Raw genomic sequence first — 15,936 nt, 5'->3', positions numbered from 1 at the left:
ACCGACCCGGCCGCGCCGGCGGCCCGGCGGCGCGCCGCGGCGGCCGAGCTGGCCCGGCTGGCCGCCGCCGGTGTGCCCGGCGCGCACCCCGACGACTGGTGGGGTCTGCGCGGGCTCTCCGACGACCGGCCGCTTGTCGACGAGGGGGCGCCGGTGCGGGTCACCCCGTCGGCGATGGAGAGCGCGCTGCGGTGCAGCCTGCGTTGGCTGCTGGAACGGCACGGGGGCAGCGGCCCGACCAGCACCGCGCAGGGGGTGGGCAACCTGGTGCACGCCGCCGCGATGCTCGCCGAGGACGCCAGCGCCGACCGGGGCGCCCTGCTCGACTACGTGGCCGCCCGGTTCGACGCGATCGAGCTGGCCGCCCGCTGGATGGCCGGCCCCGAGCGGGAGCGCGCCGAGGCGATGGTCGACAAGCTGCTGCGCTGGCTGGCCACCAACCCCCGCCGGCTGCTCGCCATCGAGCACGAGTTCGCGGTCCGCCTGGACGATCCGCAGCGACCTGTCGACCTGACCGGGCGGGTCGACCGGCTGGAGGTCGACGAGGCCGGCCGGCTGGTGGTGATCGACCTCAAGACCGGCAAGTCGACAGCGGTGACCGGCGCCGAACTGGCCGAGCACCCGCAGCTCGGCGCGTACCAGGCGGCGGTGGAGGCGGGCGCGTTCGCCGAGTTCGGCGACGAGTCCGGCGGGGCGGCGCTGGTGCAGCTCGGCACCTCCGCGAAGGATGCCCGGGAGCAGAATCAGCCGGCGGCGGGCGAGGGCCCGGCGGCCGGCTGGGCGACGGCGCTGGTCCGGCGGACCGCCGATACGATGGCAGCCGCCACGTTCGCCGCGGTGGCCAACTCGAAGTGCCGGGTCTGCCCGGTGCGCACCAGCTGCCCGGTCTCCGGGCAGGGGCGCCAGGTGGTCGAGCCGCCGACCGTCCGACGTCCGGAGAATCCATGACCCAGCCCACCCTGTTCGGCGCGGGCCCCGCGCCGACACCCCGGCTGGCGGACTCCGGGCCCCGCTACACCCCGGTGGAGCTGGCCAAACTGCTGCGACTGCCGGCGCCCACCCGGGAGCAGGCCGCGATCATCGCCGCCCCGGTGGAGCCGCTGCTGGTGGTGGCGGGGGCGGGGTCCGGCAAGACCGAGACGATGGCCGCGCGGGTGGTCTGGCTGGTGGCCAACTCGTACGTGCGCCCGGAGCAGATCCTCGGGTTGACCTTCACCCGGAAGGCGGCCGGTGAACTGGCCCACCGGGTCCGTACGCGGCTCGACCAGCTGATCCGCCGCCTCGGCCGGCAGGGCCGTGATCCGCTGGACGACCCGCTCGCGGGTGAGCCCACCGTCTCCACCTACCACTCGTACGCCGGGCGGATCGTCACCGAGCACGGTCTGCGGGCCGGCTACGAGCCGTCCACCCGACTGCTCACCGAGGCGTCCCGCTGGCAGTTGGTCGACCTGCTGGTGCGCAACTACGACGGCGACATGTCCGAGGTGGACCGGATGCCGAGCACCATCACCGACGCGGTGCTGGCGCTCGCCGGGGAGCTGGACGAGCACCTGGTCGCGCCGGACCAGTTGGCCGCCTGGACCGGCCGGTTCTTCGCCGAGGTGCAGTCCCGGCCGGGCCGGGTGTACGCCGACGTGCGCAAGGCGCTGGCCCTGCAACAGACCCGGCTGCGCCTGCTGCCGCTGGTGCGGGCGTACGCCCGGCGCAAGGAGGACTTCGAGGCGATGGACTTCGCCGACCAGCTCGCCCGGGCGGCGCGGGTGGCCCGGGATCACCCGGGGGTCGGCGAGATCGAGCGGGACCGTTTCCGGGTGGTGCTGCTCGACGAGTACCAGGACACGAGTCACGCCCAGGTGGTGCTGCTCAACGCGCTGTTCGGTGGCGGGCACCCGGTGACGGCGGTGGGTGACCCGTGCCAGTCCATCTACGGCTGGCGGGGCGCCAGCGCGGGCACGCTCGACCGGTTCCCCACGGAGTTCGCCCGTACCGACGGTGAGCCGGCCGAGGCGCTCGGGCTCACCACCAGCTGGCGTAACCGCCCGGAGATCCTGCGGGTGGCGAACGCCCTGTCCACGCCGTTGCGGGCGGCCGGCGCGCGGGTGCCGGAGCTGCGGTCCGCGCTTACCGTCCGCGACCCGATTCCGCACCGCAGCCCCGGCGGGGCGGCCGGTGGCACTGTGCACTGCGCGTTGCTGCCCACGTACGCCGACGAGGCGGCGTGGCTCGCCGACAGTGTGCTCGCCGCCTGGCGGGGCGCGGCCCGGATGCCCGGCGCGGCTCCCGAGCACATCCCGGTGGCGCAACGCCCGACGACCGCCGTGCTGGTCCGGGTCCGCAGTCAGATCCCGGCGATCGAGTCGGCGTTGCGCGAGCGTGGCCTGCCGGTGGAGGTGGTGGGCCTCGGCGGTCTGCTGGACACTCCCGAGGTCCGCGACGTGGTGTGCACGCTGCGGGTGCTGGCCGACCCGACCGACGGGGCGGCGCTGCTGCGGCTGCTCACCGGCGCCCGCTGGCGGATCGGGCCGCGTGACCTGGTGGCGCTGCACCGGCGGGCCCGGGCCATCGCCAACGCCCGACGCCAGGTGGCCGCCGACGACACGTCGGACATCGCCCCCGACCTGCTCGACGAGGCGACCCTGGTGGAGGCGCTGGCCGACCTCGGCCCGGCGCAGGCGTACTCGGCGGAGGGGTTCGCGCGGCTGCGCGCGTACGGCATGGAGTTGGCCCTGTTGCGGTACCGCCTGGACCAGGCCCTGCCGGATCTGATCGCGGACATCGAACGGACCATCGGCCTGGACGTGGAGGTCGCGGTGCGCGCCGGCCGCGACGGCGCCGGTGACGCCGGCCTGGCCCGGGGGCACCTGGACGCGCTGGGTGACGTGGCGGCCCGCTTCAGCGGGGAGACGCCCGGCGCGACGCTGTCCGGGTTCCTGTCCTACCTGGCCGCCGCCGAGGACGAGGAGCGTGGTCTGGCGCCGGGTGAGGTCGAGGTGGTGGAGGGCGCGGTGCAGGTGGTCACCGCGCACGCCGCGAAGGGCCTGGAGTGGGACGTGGTGGCGGTGGCCGGGCTGTGCCGTGGGTCGTGGCCGGGGCCGGTGCGCAACTCCGACCACTGGCTGGGCGGGCTGGGCGTGCTGCCGTTCCCGTTGCGGGGCGACGCCGACGGGTTGCCCGAGCTGGCGCTCGACGACGCGGCCGACCAGCGGGCCGTGGCCCGGGCGGTGAGCGACTTCACCGACGCCTGGCGGGCCCACGACGAACGGGAGGAGCGCCGGCTGACCTACGTGGCGGTCACCCGACCGCGCCGGTTGCTGCTCTGCTCGGGGTACTGGTGGGGGGAGGGGACGAAGCGACCGCGCGGTCCGTCGGTCTTCCTGCGCGAGGTGTACGACGCCTGCCTGGACGGTGGGCCGGGGCACGTGGTCGACGCGTGGGCGCCGGAGCCCACCCCGGACGCCACGAACCCGACTGCCGAGGTGGTGCTGCGCGCGGAGTGGCCGGCCGACCCGCTGGGTGGCCGCCGACCGGCGCTGGCCGAGGCGGCCGGGCTGGTGCGCCGCCTGATGACCGACGGTCCGACCCCGGTGGTGGCGGGGCCGGTCGGCTCGGTGGTCGCGGGCCCGATGGTGACCGTCGAGCCGGAGGTGGACCCGGAGGTGGAGCGCTGGCGTCGCGAGGCGGATCTGCTGCTGGCCGAGCGGGCCGAGCTGACCCGGCTCTCCGGCGCGGTCGAGGTGGCCCTGCCCGGGCAGTTGAGCGTCACCCAGCTGGTGGCGTTGCGCCGTGACCCGGCGGCGCTGGCCCGTACGCTGCGCCGCCCGGTGCCCACCGCGCCCAACCCGTACGCCCGTCGGGGCACCGCGTTCCACGCCTGGCTGGAGCAGCGCTTCGGCGCCGACCGCCTGCTCGACCTGGACGAGCTGCCCGGTGCGGCCGACGCGGACGCCGCGCCGGACGAGGCGCTCGTCGAGTTGCAGGAGCGGTTCCTGGCCAGCGAGTGGGCCGACCGGGTGCCGGTGGAGGTGGAGGTGCCCTTCGCGACGGTGATCGCCGGCGTGGTGGTGCGGGGGCGGATGGACGCCGTCTTCGCCCGGCCGGGTGGGCGGTTCGACGTGGTCGACTGGAAGACCGGCGCGCAGCCGGCCGGGCCGGCGGCGGACGTGGCCGCCGTGCAGTTGGCCGTGTACCGGTTGGCCTGGGCGGAGCTGGCCGGCGTGCCTGTCGACCTGGTGGGCGCGGCCTTCCACTACGTCCGGCACGGCGTGACGGTTCGGCCCGCCGACCTGCTGGACGTGACCGGGCTCACGGCCATGATCGCTCGATTGCCCGAAGATTCCGCCCAAGATTGACCGCGCGCGGGAAAACCATGATACGTTGACCGGGTTGCAGTTTTGGTTACCAGAGACTCTGTGTGCGCCTGGCGGGATTGTGGCCCCAGGCGCTCTTTGTTGTGTCCGGAGCTCTCCGGGCGGGGCGACCAGAAGCGACAGGCGATTCGCGCATTCCCGCGCGGAGCGCTCCTCTTCGAGCCCGCAACAAGTGCGGGTTCGACGTTCCGTCAAGGAGACGAAACACATGGCTATTGGCACCGTGAAGTGGTTCAACGCTGACAAGGGCTTCGGCTTCATCACCCCGGACGGCGGCGGCGCTGACGTCTTCGCCCACTTCTCGGCGATCCAGTCCTCCGGCTACCGGAGCCTGGACGAGAACCAGCGGGTCGAGTTCGAGGTGACCCAGGGCCAGAAGGGCCCGCAGGCGGAGAACATCCGCCCGCTCTGATCTTCGGATCGGTCGGTAGTACTACCCGTCGCGCCCTCCGGGTGTGACGGTGACGGGACCGGCCCGCCCCGCCGTCGACCTGCCCAGCAGGCGGCGGCCCGGCGGCGGGCCGGCCCGTACCCTAATCGGTTCGTGCTTGTGAGTCCTGGCGGCCTTGTGCCGCTGGTGACAGCGCCGACTTCGGCGCCCTCCCTCGACACGTGCCGCGTCGAGGAAGGCTTCTGCGTGACCACAGTTATTCCGTCTTTCGCCCATACCGGTCTGGCGCCGGCGCTGCTGAGCGCGCTTACCGCGCAGGGCATCATCGAGCCGTTCCCGATCCAGTCGGCCACGCTTCCGGACTCGCTCGCGGGTCGCGACGTGCTCGGCCGTGGTCGTACCGGCTCGGGTAAGACGCTCGCCTTCGGGCTTCCCCTGCTGTCCCGCACCGCCGGCCGCAAGGCCCGGCCGGGTCGCCCGCTGGCCCTGGTGCTGGTGCCGACCCGGGAGTTGGCGCAGCAGGTGACCACCGCGCTGGCCCCGTACGCCCGGGCCGTCGGTCTGCGCTGCGCCACAGTCGTCGGCGGGTTGTCGTTGCAGCGGCAGGCGGACGCGCTGCGCGCCGGCGCCGAGGTGGTCGTGGCGACCCCCGGCCGGCTGAACGACCTGATCAACCGCGGCGACGCCCGGCTCGACCAGGTCGAGATCACCGTGCTGGACGAGGCCGACCAGATGGCCGACATGGGCTTCCTGCCGCAGGTGACCAAGCTGCTGGAGCAGGTCGCCCCGCAGGGCCAGCGGATGCTCTTCTCCGCCACCCTGGACGGCGGCGTGGACCGGCTGGTCCGCCGCTTCCTCAGCAGCCCGGTGACCCACTCGGTCGACCCGGGCACCGCCACGGTGACCGCGATGACCCACCACGTGCTGCACGTCGACGCGCTGGACAAGCCCGACGCGTTGACCCGGATCGCCGCCCGTGAGGGCCGCACCATCCTGTTCATGGGCACCAAGCACCGCGCCGACCGGCTCGCGCGCCAGTTGCTCTCCAAGGGTGTACGCGCCGCCGCGCTGCACGGTGGCAAGTCCCAGCCGCAGCGCACCCGCATCCTGGAGCAGTTCCGCAACGGTCAGGTGACCGCCCTGGTCGCCACGGACGTGGCGGCGCGGGGCATCCACGTCGACGGCCTCGACATGGTGGTGAACGTGGACCCGCCGACCGAGGCGAAGGACTACCTGCACCGCGGTGGTCGGACGGCCCGCGCCGGCGAGTCCGGCTCCGTGGTCACCCTGGTCCTGCCCGAGCAGCGCCGGGACGTGTCCCGGCTGATGGCCACCGCCGGCATCCGGCCGCAGTCGGTCCAGGTGCGCCCGGGTGACGAGGCGCTGGCCCGGGTCACCGGGGCGCGCGAGCCCTCCGGTGTGCCGGTGACGATCGCCGCCCCGCCGGTGGCCGTCAGCCGGGGACGCGCGGCCGGTGGCTCGGCCACGGACGGCGGCGCTCGTCCGGCGCACCGCGCGTCGGGCCGGTCGCGTCGTCCGCGCCGCCCGCGTACCGTCTGATCTCCGCACGCACGTCACCGACCCGTTCCGCTTCGGCGGGGCGGGTCGGTTCGTCTGCGGGGTGGTCCGGCTTGCGTCCCGGACCGGTTGCCCCGACGACCGGGGCGGGCGGGCGTCACCACCGTCCGGCCGCTGGTCCGAGTCGAATATCAGCCGTCGCTTGGTCGGCTGGCCGACTGTGTCCCGGCCCGGTGTGGTCGAAGCTGGCCACCGGGGGAAGCCGGGCGGGGGGCCCGGCGCGGGAGGGGTGACCATGGCGGGCGAAGCCGGCTCGGGGGCGCTGCGCGAACTGATCCTGGTGGTCGCGGTCGGGCTCGCCGGGTTGCTGCTCGCGATGGTCGCGGCCTTCGCGCCCTGGCATGCCACCCCGGCGGGAAATGCTCCCGCCGGTCTGGTGGAGCTGCGCAGTCCCGGCGATCCGGGCTCCGGCCCGACGGTCGAGCACCGGGGCTGAGCAGCGACCGGTCGACCGGCGTCGGCGAGGGGCAGGCCCGGTCAGGATCGGTACGAGGGGGTGGTCGGGCCGGCGGGGCACCGACCCGACCACACCGCCCCGGTGGTCAGGACGTCGTGGACGCCCGGTCGGTCGGGGTGCGGCTGAGCAGGTCGGCGAGGCTGGTGCTGTCGACGACTGTGGCGATCGCCCCGTGCACCGCCAGCCAGACGTCGGTGAGCCCGGCGGCCACCCCGTGGTAGCCGGCGCGTTCGGCTGGCAGTCCGCGTACCGTGGTCAGCGAGCCGCCGACCGCGCGCAGCACGTCCCCGACGGTGATCTCCTCGGGTGGCCGGGTCAGCGCGTAGCCGCCCTCGGCGCCCCGATGACTGAGCAGCAGACCGGCCCGGCGCAGGTCGAGCAGGATGCCCTGCAGGAAGCTGAGCGGGATCTCCTGCACCTCGGCCAGGCTGCCCGCCTTCACCAGCTCGCTGCCACCACCGCCCGCGTCGCCGCCGCCGCGTACGGCGGCGGCGACGGCGAGCATCGCCCGGAGCGCGTAGTCGCTGCGCGCGGAGACGTACACGTCACTGACCAGCCTGGTCCAGTACGCCCCAACGACGGCGGATCGCCTTGTCGGCCGCGCCGAACGCCGCGTCCACGACCAGGCCGAGCACCAGGATGACGATCATCGTGGAGAGCAGCCACGGCGCGTCGGACAGCTCCCGCGAGTAGGTGAGCTGGGCGCCCAGCGAGGTCTGCGAGATGCCGACGACGATCAGCTCGCCGGCCATCAGACTCCGCCAGGAGAACGCCCAACCCTGCTTGAGGCCCGCGATGATCGCCGGCAGGGCGGCCGGCGCGATCACGTACCGGTAGAGGTTGAGCCCCCGGGCGCCCAGGTTGCGGCCGGCGCGCAGCAGCAGCGGTGGCACGTAGTCCACACCGGAGATCACCCCGTTGGCGATGGACGGCGCGGCGCCGAGCACCACCACGAAGAAGATCGCCTTCTCGCTCAGCTCGAACAGCAGGATGGCAAGCGGGAACCAGGCGATCGACGGCATGGTCTGCAACGCGGTGATCATCGAGCCGATGGCGGCCCGGAGCACCTTGGACCGGGCCACCGCCAGGCCCAGCAGCAGGCCGACCGCGACCGAGAAGACGTACCCGACGGCGGCCCGCCGCAGCGTGGTGACCAGACCCTCCCAGAGCTGTGGGCCCTGGGCCTGGGTGACCAGCTCGCGGCCGACGACAAGCGGGCCGGGCAGCGAGTACGGCGGTTTCCAGCCCGACAGCACTACCAACTGCCAGGCGGCGATGACGATGGCCAGCGCGGCCAGTTTGGGCCAGGTGGCCGCCCAGAACCGGGTGCCGCGGGACACCTCCTTCTCCCGACCGGCGATCTCCAGTGCGTCCAGGCCGGAGATCTCCGCGTCGCTGCGCGCCGTGCTGGTGAGGGTGTCACTGGCCATGGCGGCCCACCTCCGTACGGAGCCGTTCGGTGACCTCGGCGGCGATCGCGGCGACCTCCGGCGAGTCGATCCGTCGTGGCCGGGGGATGTCCACCTCGGTGGAGTAGATGATCCGGCCGGGGCGGCTGGAGAGCAGGATGATCCGGTCGGCCAGGCGGGCGGCCTCGCGGACGTTGTGCGTCACGAAGAGCACCGAGAGCTGCCGTTCGGACCAGATCCGTTCCAGTTCGTCGTGCAGGATGTCCCGGGTCATGGCGTCCAGCGCGCCGAACGGCTCGTCCATCAGCAGCACCGGCGTGTCCAGGGCCAGGGTGCGGGCCAGCGCGACCCGCTGTCGCATGCCGCCGGACAGCTCGTGTGGCCGCTTGCGACCGAACTCGGCCAGGTGCACCGTGCGCAGCAGCTCGGCGACCCGTTCGCGGCGCGCGGCGCGGGGCAGCCCGCGCAGCTTGAGCGGCACCTCGACGTTCGCGTCGACGGTCAGCCACGGGAAGAGCGCCGGCTCCTGGAACATCAGCCCCGGATTGGCGCCGCCGGCGATGCCGATCTGCCCGCCGCTGGGCCGGTCCAGGCCGGCGACCAGGTTGAGCAGGGTGCTCTTGCCGCAGCCGGACGCGCCGACGAGGCAGACGAACTCGCCCGGCGCCACGTCCAGCGAGACCCCGTCCAGGGCCAGTACGGCGTTCGACCCGCGTCCGTACACCTTGGTCACGCCGGAGAGCGCGACCGCGGTGGTCGCGCTCTGCGGCGCCGTCGTGGTCGACGTCATGGCTGGGTGACCTCGGGCTTGCCGGCCGCCTTGAGCGCCTTGTTGAGGTACGTCAGGTCGTAGAGGCCCTTGAGGTCCACCGGCTCGGTCAGCTTGACCTCGACGGCGTGGTCGAGCCCGGCCTTGAGCGAGGTGGGGATGGGGTCGTTGGTGAACTCCAACGTCGGCCACGCCTGCTTGATGAGCTTGAGGTCCAGCGGCTTGCCGGTGATCTTGCCGATGGCGTCGGAGATGGCCTGCTGGGCCTCGTCCGGCTTGGTGTTGACGAACTCGTTCGCGGCGACCTGGCCGTCGACCAGCTTCTGCACGACGTCCGGATGTGCCTTGAGGAACTTCGTGCTGACCAGCAGGTTGGTGATGACGAACTTCTTGTCCGGCCAGAGGTCGCGCTCGTCGACGAGCACCTTGCCGCCGGCGTTGACGAGCCGGGAGACGAACGGCTCGGGCACCCAGGCGGCGTCGATCGCGCCGCTGTTGAACGTCTCCACCGTCTGGGCGTTCTCCTGCGGCACGATCTTGACGTCGCCGCCGCCCTCCTTGGTGGTGGTCAGCCCCTGCTGCTTGAGCCAGTAGCGGACCGCCACGTCCTGGGTGTTGCCGAGCTGCGGGGTGGCAACCTTCTTGCCCTTGAGGTCCTGTGGGCCGGTGATGCCGGGCTTGACCACAAGCGCCACGCCTCCGGAGGCGGCGCCGGAGACGACCCGGACGGCCTCGCCCTTGGACTTGGAGAACGCGTTCACCGTGGGGTTCGGGCCGATGTAGGTCGCGTCCAGCGCGCCGGAGAAGACGGCCTCGATGGCGGCCGGGCCGGCGTTGAAGGTCTTCGGTTCGAGCTTGACGTCGGCGCCGAGCTTCTCGGCGAAGATGCCCTTCTCCACGCCGACGACGGCCGGCGCGTGGGTGATGTTGGGGAAGTAGCCGAGCCGCAGGGTCACCGGGCCGGAGCCGCCCTCCGCGCCCTCGCTGTCGTCGCCGCACGCGGCGGTGGTGCCCAGGGTCGTCACGCCGAGGGCGGCGAGCGTGGCCAGGGTGACCAACCGGCGCAGGGGATGCCGTCTCATCGTCCATCCAATCCGCAGTATTCCTACTTAGTTGGTAGGAAGAGTGGGCCAGAGCAGGGCCAGCGTCAAGGCTCATCCACATGCCGGGAAGGGGCGTCTCAGTTATGTCGGTAATTCCTACCGACTCGGTAGGGTGGCCGCGTGATTTTCCACTGGTTCCTCCCCACCTCCGGCGACGGCGACCAGGTCGGCGCCGCCACCGTCACCGCCGGTGCCGCCCGCCACGACCGGGCTGCCACCGTGGCGTACCTGGCCGAGGTCGGCCGCGCCGCGGAGGCGGGCGGCTTCGCCGCAGTGCTCACCCCCGTCGGCGCCGGCTGCCCCGACCCGTGGATCGTCTGCGCGGCGGTCGCCCAGCACACCGAGCGGCTCGGGATGCTTGTCGCCGTCCGGGCCGGCTTCGCGCTGCCCACGCTCATCGCCCAGCAGGCCGAGGCGTTCCAGGCCGTCTCCGGGGGCCGCCTGTCGCTCAACATCGTGACCGGGGGTGACCCCGCCGAACAGCGCGCGTACGGCGACTTCCTGGGCCACGACGAGCGCTACGCGCGTACCGGGGAGTTCATCGAGGTCCTGCGGCGCGCCTGGGCCGGCCGGCCGTTCGACCACGCCGGGACGCACTACCGGGTCGACGGCGGCGGGCTGGCCACCCCGCTGGCCGATCCGCCGCCGATCTACTTCGGCGGCGCGTCCCCGGCCGCCGAGACGGTGGCCGCCCGCCAGGCCGACGTGTACCTGATGTGGGGCGAGCCGCCGGCGGCGATCGCCGCCCGCGTCACCCGCATCCGGGCGCTCGCCGCCGAGCACGGCCGCACCCTGCGCACCGGCCTCCGGCTGCACGTCATCGCGCGGCCCACAAGCGCCGACGCCTGGGCCGAGGCCGACCGGCTGCTGGCCGGCATGAGCCCGCAGCGGATCGCCGCCGCCCAGGCGCGGTTCCGTCGGATGGACTCCGTCGGCCAGGCCCGGATGGCCGCGCTGAACGCCGGCCGCACCGACGGGCTCACCGTCGCACCGAACCTCTGGGCCGGGGTCGGCCTGGTCCGCGAGGGCGCCGGCACCGCGCTCGTCGGCAGCTACGCCGAGGTCGCGACCCGGATCGATGAGTACGCGGCACTCGGCGTCGACGAGTTCGTCCTCTCCGGTTGGCCGCACCGGGAGGAGGCCGAGCGGGTCGGCGCCGAGGTCCTGCCGCGCCTCGCCAACCCGGTGACGGTGGCTCCGCGGAGGTCGCCGGTGGCGGGGGTGCCGACGCGCTAGGGTCGATCCCGTGGCGGCGCGGAGATCCAGAATTCCAGCGACGAAGTATCCGGTCGAGCGGTTCACCCTCGACAACGGCCTGCGGGTGGTCCTGACCCCGGATCGCAGTGCCCCGGTGATCGGGGTGGCGGTGGTCTACGACGTCGGCATCCGCTCCGAGCCGGAAGGGCGGACCGGCTTCGCCCACCTCTTCGAGCACCTGATGTTCCAGGGCTCGGAGAACCTGGAGAAGCTTGCCCACTTCCGGCACGTGCAGGGCGCCGGCGGCACGTTCAACGGCTCCACCCACCTGGACTACACCGACTACTTCGAGACGCTGCCGAGCAACGCGCTGGAACGCGCGCTGTTCCTCGAGGCGGACCGGATGCGCGGGCCCCGACTGACCGAGGAGAACCTGCGCAACCAGGTCGACGTGGTCAAGGAGGAGATCCGGGTCAACGTGCTCAGCCGGCCGTACGGTGGCTTCCCCTGGCTGACCCTGCCGCCGGTCATGTTCGACACGTTCCCGAACGCGCACGACGGCTACGGCTCGTTCGACGACCTGGAGTCGGCCACCGTCGCCGACGCCGCCGACTTCTTCCGCCGCTACTACGCCAGCGGCAACGTGGTGCTTGCCGTCAGCGGCGACATCGACGTGGCCGAGGCGACCGAGCTGGTCACCAGGCACTTCGGCGACGTGCCGTCCCGTCCCGCACCCCGACGGCCCGACTTCACCGAGCCCGACCTGACCGCGGAGCGGCGCAGCTCGTACACCGACGCCCTGGCGCCGTTGCCGGCGGTGGCCGGCGCCTGGCGGGTGCCCGACCCGGTCGGCGACTTCGCCGGCTACCTGCCGTACGTGGTGCTGGCCGAGGTGCTCACCGACGGCGACGCGTCCCGGCTGGTCGAACGGCTGGTGCAGCGCGACCGGACGGTGACCAGCCTCGGCGGCTACCTCGGTTTCATGGGTGACCCGTTCGACGTCCGTGACCCCACCGCGCTGCTGCTCCAGGCGCACCTGCCGCCCGGCGGCGACGTGGACAAGGTGCTGCGCACCGTCGACGAGGAACTGGACCGGCTGGCCACCGACGGGCTGACCGACGGTGAGCTGGCCCGCACCCAGGCCCGGATGGCCACCCACCTGCTGCGCGACACCGACGCGGTGCTCGGTCGGGCGCTGCGGATGGCGGTCCTGGAACAGCAACGCGGCGAGCCGGGCCTGCTCAACGACCTGCCCCGACTGGTCGGCGACGTCACCGAGGAGCAGGTCCGGGCCGCCGCGGCCACCCTGCGCCCGGAGCGCCGCGCCGCGGTCGAGGTCATTCCCGGAGGCGCCCGATGAGCAGCACCACCACCACCGGGCCGCGTACGCTGCCCGCGCTCGGCCCCACCCGCAAGCTCAAGGTGCCCAAGCAGGCCGAGCGCACACTGCGCAACGGGCTCACCGTGATCGCCGTACGCCGGCCGGCGGTGCCCCTGGTCGAGCTGCGGCTCTGGGTTCCGTTCGGCCGCGCCCACCTCGCGCGCGGCGCGATGCTCTCGCAGACCATGCTCTCCGGCACCGAGTCGATGACAAGCGTGCAGTTGGCCGCCGAGCTGCAGAAGGTGGGCGGCGGACTGTCCGCGGGCGTCGACCCGGACCGGCTGATGCTCTCCGGCGCCGGCCTGGTCACCGGCCTGGACCGGATGCTGGAGCTGCTGGCCGAGGTGCTGACCGGCGCCAGCTACCCCGGCGACGAGGTGGCCGCCGAGCGGGACCGGCTGATCGACCGGATCCAGGTCGCCCAGAGCCAGCCGGCGCACCTGGCCCGCGAGGCGCTGCTGAAGCGGATCTACGGGCGACACCCGTACGCCACGCAGACCCCGGAGCCGGGCCAGATCCGTGCCGTCCGACCGGCGGCCCTGCGCACCCTGCACGCCGAGCGGGTGCACCCCGCCGGGGCGCAGCTCGTGGTGGTCGGCGACGTGCAGCCGGAGAAGGCCCTGGACGCGGCCGAGCGGGCGCTCGGAGGGTGGGCCGGTGCCGGCCGTACGGCCACCCTGCCGGCCACCCCGCCGCTGGAACCGGGGCCGCTGCTGCTTGTCGACCGGCCCGGCTCGGTGCAGTCCTCGCTGCGGGTCGCGCTGCCCGCCGTGTCGCGCACCGACCCCGACCACGCCCCGCTGCAACTGGCCAACCTGATCTTCGGCGGCTACTTCTCGTCCCGCTGGGTGGAGAACATCCGCGAGGACAAGGGCTACACGTACGGCCCGCACTCGGTGATCGAACACTCGGTGGCCGGGTCGGTTCTGGTCGCCGGCGCAGAGGTGGCCACCGAGGTCACCGGCCCGGCGCTGCTGGAGACCACCTACGAGCTGGGCCGGCTGGCGTCGCTGCCGCCGAAGCCGGAGGAGCTGGAGCAGGCCCGTCAGTACGCCCTGGGCACCCTCCAGCTCGGCATGTCCACCCAGGCCGGTCTGGCCGCGCTGACCAGCGCGTACGCCGGCAACGGCCTGCGGCTGGAGTTCCTCGCGGAGTACGCGGACCGCCTGGCGAAGGCGACAGTCGACGACGTCGCGCGGGTTGCCGCCCACTACCTCGCGCCCGCCCGGGCGGCGGTGGTCGTGCTGGGCGACGCCGAGCGGATCACCCCCGGGCTGGCCGCGTTGACGCCTGTGCACACCGAGCCGGTGCAGCCATGAGGCACCGCCACGACCCGCTGGGGCGGGCTGCCGGCCGCGGAGCGCGGACGTGAGCGGGGAGGCGGCGCCGCCGCTGGCGCGGTCCACGCTGGATCGCGCCGCGCACCGCAGGGGCGACGCGCAGTGGCTGACCGAGGCGTGGCTGCGCGGTCGGATACTGCTGCTCGACTCGACCGACGACGGGCGGACGCTCGCCCGTACCGACGTGTCTCCTCCCGTGCTGGTGCTGTTCGGCGCGGCCGACGTGCCGGCCGGCGCCGAGTCGACGGCGATGTTCCTCGGCGTCGAGCCGGACGGGGTGCCGGTCTTCGCGCTCGACGCGCCGCTGCCGACGGTGCCGGGCACCCGGCCGGTCAACCTGCGGGAGGTGGGCCACCTGCTCGGCGACCGGGAGGCCGGCATCTTCACCACGGCGCTCGCGCTGCTCAACTGGCACACCCGGCACGGCTACTCGACGGCCACCGGTGCGCCGACCGTGATGGACGAGGCCGGCTGGTCCCGGGTGGATCGCGACGGCGGGCGGATCTGGCCGCGCACCGACCCGGCGATGATCGTGCTGGTGCACGACGGCGTCGACGGCCCCGAGGGCCGCTGCCTGCTCGGCAACAACGCCGGCTGGCCGGGCACCCCGGGCGGCCGGCGCTACTCCTGCCTGGCCGGGTACGTCGAGCCGGGGGAGTCGGCGGAGGCCGCGGTGCTGCGCGAGGTCCGCGAGGAGGTGGGCATCTCCGTCGAGCGGATCGCGTACGTCGGCAGCCAGGCCTGGCCGTTCCCGGGCTCGCTGATGCTTGGCTTCCTGGCCACCGCGGACCCGGCGGATCCGGTGCGGGTCGACCCGTCCGAGATCGCGTACGCCCGCTGGTTCAGCCGCGCGGAGATCGGGGCCGCGTGTGCGGGGAGGGCCGTGGACGTGGGGGACGGGGCCCGACTGATCCTGCCGCCGCCGTCGTCGATCGCGTTGTTCCTCATCCACCGTTGGTTGGACGGCTGGGTGGACGCCGACCACTGAGCTGGTTGGCCGGCCGGGTGGACGCCGACCACTGAGCACGGTCCCGGCCCGCGGCCGCCGTTGCCGCGGCGGTCACGGGCCGGGAACACGGGCCGTCGTGGCCGGTGGGAGCGAATGACGCGGCGGGGGAGCCGAGCCGACCACGACGGACGTCTGTGGGGTCAGGTGCCGGTGCGGCCGGGTCTGCGTCGGAAGGCGGACCGCGGTTCGCCGAGCGGCAGGACCTTGACCCGTTGCTTGCCGGCGCGCACCGCGCCGACCGTGGAGAGGGCCCGGGCCAGCAGCAGCGCCGCGTCCCGGTCCTCGGCGTGCACGGTCTGCCGGCGCGGTTCCGGCGCGGTCGTCTCGTCGCGGAGGCGATGACCGTCCGCCCAGGCGGCGGCGATGTCGCCGTCGGCGACGGTGCGGATGTCGGTGCGAACGATCAGGAACCGCATAAGGGTCTCCGGATGAACCGCGACGAATGAGCCAGTGTGGAAGTTCCACGTTCTCGTGGGTCATGTTACGCCCCGTGGTCATCCCAGCAAGTGAAACGCGCCTATTGGTTCCGAGCCTCGTCCGATCGGCGGATGCCTGGTCAGCGGGGTCGTCGCCACATACGACGACGGGGCCGCCGGCAAGTGTGCCGACGGCCCCGCCCGGGTCGGGAGGCTCAGTTCAGATCGAACTGGCCCGTCTTCGCTCCGGTGATGAAGCCGAGCCAGCCGGCCCGGTTGAACAGCAGCACCGGGCCGCCCGGTCCTTGCTGTCGCGCAGCGCGACAGCCGACGGGCCGGTGCCCACGTGGGGCGACCTCCACGCAGTTGGAGGTCTGACTGCGTGTGCTTGTGCGCCACGGGGCGTCCGCCAACGAGTTGGCGGAGACGGACGGCGTGTTGTGGATGTCGTTCATGGCTCTGCTCCTGATGTGAACCGATCCGATGGGACGAGTGGTGCCGCACCCCCGACGGAGGGTC

General features: G+C 73.6%; 15 protein-coding genes. 9 read left to right on the top strand and 6 right to left on the bottom strand.

All coding sequences use genetic code 11. The annotated features are described in order from the left end of the window. From MILUP08_RS29810 to MILUP08_RS29790, 5 genes are all read left to right on the top strand, one after another. On the top strand, window positions 1–948 hold a 948-nt coding region (locus MILUP08_RS29810; RefSeq protein ID WP_039906858.1), incomplete at its 5' end, for a RecB family exonuclease. Beyond that, window positions 945–4,349, top strand: a complete 3,405-nt coding sequence (locus tag MILUP08_RS29805) for an ATP-dependent helicase (protein ID WP_007464839.1) — start codon at window positions 945–947, stop codon at window positions 4,347–4,349. The genes MILUP08_RS29810 and MILUP08_RS29805, both read left to right, overlap by 4 nt. 226 nt (window positions 4,350–4,575) lie before the next feature. Next, the gene (gene cspE, locus MILUP08_RS29800) at window positions 4,576–4,779 is read left to right on the top strand and encodes a transcription antiterminator/RNA stability regulator CspE (protein ID WP_007464836.1); all 204 of its coding nucleotides are present in this window, start codon (window positions 4,576–4,578) and stop codon (window positions 4,777–4,779) included. A 225-nt stretch (window positions 4,780–5,004) separates the two neighbouring features. Next, the gene (locus MILUP08_RS29795; RefSeq protein ID WP_007464835.1) at window positions 5,005–6,318 is read left to right on the top strand and encodes a DEAD/DEAH box helicase; all 1,314 of its coding nucleotides are present in this window, start codon (window positions 5,005–5,007) and stop codon (window positions 6,316–6,318) included. Window positions 6,319–6,571: 253 nt separating this feature from the next. Further along, window positions 6,572–6,772: a hypothetical protein gene (locus tag MILUP08_RS29790; RefSeq protein ID WP_007464832.1), complete on the top strand. Its 201-nt coding sequence runs from the start codon at window positions 6,572–6,574 to the stop codon at window positions 6,770–6,772. Window positions 6,773–6,878: 106 nt separating this feature from the next. On the opposite strand, the gene MILUP08_RS29785 is transcribed toward MILUP08_RS29790, so the two are convergent. From MILUP08_RS29785 to MILUP08_RS29770, 4 genes are read right to left on the bottom strand one after another with little or no spacing between them, the layout of a single operon-like run. Continuing rightward, window positions 6,879–7,337, bottom strand: coding sequence for an RrF2 family transcriptional regulator (locus MILUP08_RS29785; RefSeq protein WP_007464831.1), 459 nt, complete (start codon window positions 7,335–7,337; stop codon window positions 6,879–6,881). A gap of 1 nt (window position 7,338) precedes the next feature. Next, window positions 7,339–8,223: an ABC transporter permease gene (locus MILUP08_RS29780; RefSeq protein ID WP_007464829.1), complete on the bottom strand. Its 885-nt coding sequence runs from the start codon at window positions 8,221–8,223 to the stop codon at window positions 7,339–7,341. Then, window positions 8,213–8,992, bottom strand: a complete 780-nt coding sequence (locus MILUP08_RS29775; RefSeq protein WP_007464827.1) for an ABC transporter ATP-binding protein — start codon at window positions 8,990–8,992, stop codon at window positions 8,213–8,215. The genes MILUP08_RS29780 and MILUP08_RS29775 overlap by 11 nt, the downstream gene beginning before the upstream one ends. After that, on the bottom strand, window positions 8,989–10,053 hold the full coding sequence (locus tag MILUP08_RS29770) for an ABC transporter substrate-binding protein (protein ID WP_007464825.1): 1,065 nt from the start codon (window positions 10,051–10,053) through the stop codon (window positions 8,989–8,991). Before MILUP08_RS29770 ends, MILUP08_RS29775 begins: the two co-directional genes overlap by 4 nt. A 141-nt stretch (window positions 10,054–10,194) precedes the next feature. On the opposite strand from MILUP08_RS29770, the gene MILUP08_RS29765 reads away from it, so the two are divergent. Genes MILUP08_RS29765 through nudC form a run of 4 tightly spaced genes read left to right on the top strand, consistent with a single transcriptional unit; the run spans window position 10,195 to window position 14,980 of the window. Then, window positions 10,195–11,310: an LLM class flavin-dependent oxidoreductase gene (locus MILUP08_RS29765; protein WP_007464823.1), complete on the top strand. Its 1,116-nt coding sequence runs from the start codon at window positions 10,195–10,197 to the stop codon at window positions 11,308–11,310. Between the two features lie 10 nt (window positions 11,311–11,320). Continuing rightward, window positions 11,321–12,631 carry a M16 family metallopeptidase gene (locus MILUP08_RS29760; protein ID WP_007464821.1) on the top strand — a complete coding sequence of 437 codons (1,311 nt, stop codon included), beginning with the start codon at window positions 11,321–11,323 and terminating at the stop codon, window positions 12,629–12,631. Continuing rightward, entirely contained in the window at window positions 12,628–13,971 is a 1,344-nt protein-coding gene (locus tag MILUP08_RS29755) for a M16 family metallopeptidase (protein WP_007464819.1), read from the top strand. Before MILUP08_RS29760 ends, MILUP08_RS29755 begins: the two co-directional genes overlap by 4 nt. Before the next feature lie 49 nt (window positions 13,972–14,020). After that, window positions 14,021–14,980, top strand: a complete 960-nt coding sequence (gene nudC, locus MILUP08_RS29750; protein WP_007464816.1) for an NAD(+) diphosphatase — start codon at window positions 14,021–14,023, stop codon at window positions 14,978–14,980. A gap of 161 nt (window positions 14,981–15,141) precedes the next feature. Here the strand turns inward: nudC and MILUP08_RS29745 are convergent, their stop codons facing one another. Together MILUP08_RS29745 and MILUP08_RS29740 are read right to left on the bottom strand one after the other, a co-directional pair. Continuing rightward, window positions 15,142–15,417: a hypothetical protein gene (locus tag MILUP08_RS29745; protein ID WP_007464814.1), complete on the bottom strand. Its 276-nt coding sequence runs from the start codon at window positions 15,415–15,417 to the stop codon at window positions 15,142–15,144. 215 nt (window positions 15,418–15,632) lie between these two features. Beyond that, window positions 15,633–15,872 carry a DUF397 domain-containing protein gene (locus tag MILUP08_RS29740; RefSeq protein ID WP_039906854.1) on the bottom strand — a complete coding sequence of 80 codons (240 nt, stop codon included), beginning with the start codon at window positions 15,870–15,872 and terminating at the stop codon, window positions 15,633–15,635. Between the last annotated feature and the right edge of the window lie 64 nt (window positions 15,873–15,936).

It is taken from the genome of Micromonospora lupini str. Lupac 08 (assembly GCF_000297395.2).
Lineage (GTDB): Bacteria > Actinomycetota > Actinomycetes > Mycobacteriales > Micromonosporaceae > Micromonospora > Micromonospora lupini.
The sequence above is the reverse complement of the archived record's forward strand: the minus strand, read 5'-3'. Positions and strand labels throughout refer to the sequence as shown.

Coding starts and splice junctions, on each gene's coding strand:
- MILUP08_RS29805 (WP_007464839.1), top strand. CDS start 945: ATGACCCAGCCCACCCTGTTCGGCGCGGGCCCCGCGCCGACACCCCGG.
- MILUP08_RS29790 (WP_007464832.1), top strand. CDS start 6,572: ATGGCGGGCGAAGCCGGCTCGGGGGCGCTGCGCGAACTGATCCTGGTG.
- MILUP08_RS29745 (WP_007464814.1), bottom strand. CDS start 15,417: ATGCGGTTCCTGATCGTTCGCACCGACATCCGCACCGTCGCCGACGGC.
- cspE (WP_007464836.1), top strand. CDS start 4,576: ATGGCTATTGGCACCGTGAAGTGGTTCAACGCTGACAAGGGCTTCGGC.
- MILUP08_RS29775 (WP_007464827.1), bottom strand. CDS start 8,992: ATGACGTCGACCACGACGGCGCCGCAGAGCGCGACCACCGCGGTCGCG.
- MILUP08_RS29770 (WP_007464825.1), bottom strand. CDS start 10,053: ATGAGACGGCATCCCCTGCGCCGGTTGGTCACCCTGGCCACGCTCGCC.
- MILUP08_RS29740 (WP_039906854.1), bottom strand. CDS start 15,872: ATGAACGACATCCACAACACGCCGTCCGTCTCCGCCAACTCGTTGGCG.
- MILUP08_RS29755 (WP_007464819.1), top strand. CDS start 12,628: ATGAGCAGCACCACCACCACCGGGCCGCGTACGCTGCCCGCGCTCGGC.
- MILUP08_RS29780 (WP_007464829.1), bottom strand. CDS start 8,223: ATGGCCAGTGACACCCTCACCAGCACGGCGCGCAGCGACGCGGAGATC.